Genomic DNA, 2,844 nt, shown 5'->3' with positions numbered 1-2,844 from the left:
GCCAGATCGTCCTCAAAGCCGGCCAAAGCTCGGTGACGCTCTCAGGCGCGGATATCACCTTCGCCTGCCCGGGCAAGTTCTCCGTCAAGGGTGGGGGGAATGCGTTTGAGGGGCCGGGACGGGGGGCGGTGTCACAACAAACGCTACCTGATTCACGAGTCAGGCTATTTGATGAAGGATTTGTGCTGGTCGACGAACTGACGGGTAATCCGTTGGCAGGCAGGCACTACCGCATCCGCCGCCAAGGCGGGGAATGGGAGTACGGCACAACCGACGACAAAGGCAAAACGCACATTGCCTTGGCCGCGGACACAGAAACCCTCGATATCGAGATTGACGCATGAGCAGCGAGATTGCCGAGCAACCGGTCGGCCCGGTCATCAAGGCCAGCTCTGTCCTGAGCCCTGTATCCAATACCCAGAGAAAAGTCGTCCGAATTCGGGACAGCCAAAAGGTGGACCGTCCGGTCACGGAGAAGCACGTCGCCCTGTTGCCGGTGCGCTATGCGATTACCCCGCGTAGCGACGGTCCGGCCTACGCGTATGATGCGGGGACGTTGAAACGGGACCTGCCAAAGGCAGACACCGCCCGCTATGTGCTGCGCGCACTGCGTCCGGGCTTCGTCTACTTGTACGTGGACAGCAAACTATTGTGTTTTGAAGTCACGTCGGGCGGGAATCTGCGCGAAGGGCGCAACAATCCGGCGGGAGTCGAAGTGCTGGTCGAGTACGCTGCCTTGCTGCTGCCGACCCGGTATGGTGACGCATCACTCGCCTATTCGGAACACGAGTGGACGGCCAAGCAGCGCCAGCGCGTTGAAACCAACGAAGGCAACGCTCGCACCCACACGATGCAATCCTTTGCATTGGCCGCCCCCACCCAAGATGCATGCCTGCTATCGGAGTTGGAAGCGCAGGTCGAGGAATACGCCGGCCGGGCCGGCGAGTACATGTGGAGCGATACGCCCGGCGCGACGAAGAACGCCGATCTCTACGAACGCTTGCCCACCCTGGCTGAGGACGGCCAGCACATCGTTGCACTGGCCGACCCCATTGGCGTCAGCCATGACTATGCGGCTCTTGTTGAACAGGCGCTGGGTGAAATCAAGCAATTCGTCAGCGACCCAGACGACGCCTCCGGCAATGAGGCCGATGCTGACGACAAGGCCGCCGTACGCAAGAACCCGCCACCCATCCCCTTGTTGGTCAAACCTCCCGAGCCCGATCCGGTACAAGCCAGCTCCGACGCGGGTCCCCGTGCCCGCTATCGCAAGAAGCTGGTGGCCGAGACCATTGGCCGGCTCTACGAGCGACACGTCAAACAGGGTGCCGACCCGGATCGTCTGGCAAAACTACGCCTCGAGTATTGGCGCAAAGAGCCGGCAAACCGGGGCAAACCCGAACCGACGCTGGCCGAACTCAAACGAGACGTCATCACCAGCCCTTCCGTCGCACCCGGCGCGGATCGGCTCATCAAGCACATCGATGAAAACGCGCGCCGTCAATTCCTCGCCGACTACGACGCTGAACTGAAGAAACTGAGCGACGTTCTGGAAAAGCTGCGTCTCGACCGCCTCGTGTGGCTGAGTAGCTGGCGCACCCGCGGCAATCCGCATTCGCTCCATACTGCTTGGCGCACCTTCGACACCGACAACCTGCTCGACTGGATCAAGCTGGAAGTGAGCTTCGCCCGCAGCATCGCCGCGCTGGGCATGAGCCCCACCGGCGGGCCGCAAGAGACCGAAAGCGCCCAAAACCAGGAGCTTGAACTGATTGGCCAGTGGCTCGCCGCCAGTCTCGACGACAGTCCCCTCTACCGAGCATTGGCCGGCCATCCGCCGCTGCGCGAAGCGGCCGCCAATCTCAAGCTGCCCGATCCGTTCGACACCGCCGCCGACCGCAGCGGCGCCACGCTCGACGGCATTGCCAACATCATCGACGACCTGCACCGCAGCTTCCCCTACACCTTGGGCACCGAAGAAATCGTGCACAGCATGACGGTGTACCTGCTCGCCAAGCCCAACGCATGGCGCGGCGCGGTTGCTGACAACATCGACAGTCTGCTCGCCCGGTTGGCCGGCAACGGAGATGCGGCCACCGCGGTACGCGCCCTCATGGCCCGCTACGGGAACCTCGTGACCACCACCCGCCGAACCCTGAGCGAATACTCGCGCCTGTTCGTCGAGGCGGCAGGCAACCCGCCGGGGCTGACGCACACCATGGATCAACTGGCGAAAACTGGCAATCTGCGCACGGATGGCTACACCACCTTCGAAGTGCAGGAAACCACTACCACCCGACACGCCATTCTCGGCAGGGGGCAACCCAATCCCTTCCGGGGCTGGGGGACGGTGGGCATCTCGGCGCTGGCGGGGATGCTGTACCTGGTGAATCTGAGGATGGCGGTGGAGCAGTTGTCAGAAGGTCAAGACTTCGAGTCCTTCTCGAACTTTGGTTCTGCCGTTGCTGCGATTGGCAGTGGGGTCAACGCCGGTTTGATGGCGTTTCAGGTTGCCACGCCACGCCCGCTCGAACACCTCTACCGCAGATCATCCTTTGTTCGTGCACTCGGCGGCGTCAAGGCACTACGCCTGTTTGGCTACGCCGGGGCGTTCCTGACCGGGGCAACCCTCGGCATTCAGAGCGGCAAGCTCATCGGTAGCGGCGATACCGACGCTGGGCTCTGGTACGCCAGCTCGGCCTTGAGCGCCACGGTCGGCGGCTCAGCCCTGACCTACGCCAGCGGCGCACTGGCAGCCGGCACCGGCACCCTGCTGCTCACGCCGGTGGGCTGGCTCATCGTCGGCGTGGTACTGGTCGGTGGCAGTATCTACTTGGGCTTTGT

2 protein-coding genes are annotated in these 2,844 nt (G+C 63.0%); both read left to right on the top strand.

What is annotated here, in order from left to right:
• On the top strand, nucleotides 1-344 hold a 344-nt coding region (locus I8J34_RS24770; RefSeq protein WP_230411986.1), incomplete at its 5' end, for a DUF2345 domain-containing protein.
• On the top strand, nucleotides 341-2,844 hold a 2,504-nt coding region (locus I8J34_RS23840; protein WP_214364129.1), incomplete at its 3' end, for a T6SS effector BTH_I2691 family protein. The genes I8J34_RS24770 and I8J34_RS23840, both read left to right, overlap by 4 nt.

Origin of the sequence: Denitromonas iodatirespirans (assembly GCF_018524365.1) — a bacterium.
Lineage (GTDB): Bacteria > Pseudomonadota > Gammaproteobacteria > Burkholderiales > Rhodocyclaceae > Nitrogeniibacter > Nitrogeniibacter iodatirespirans.
The sequence above is the reverse complement of the archived record's forward strand: the minus strand, read 5'-3'. Positions and strand labels throughout refer to the sequence as shown.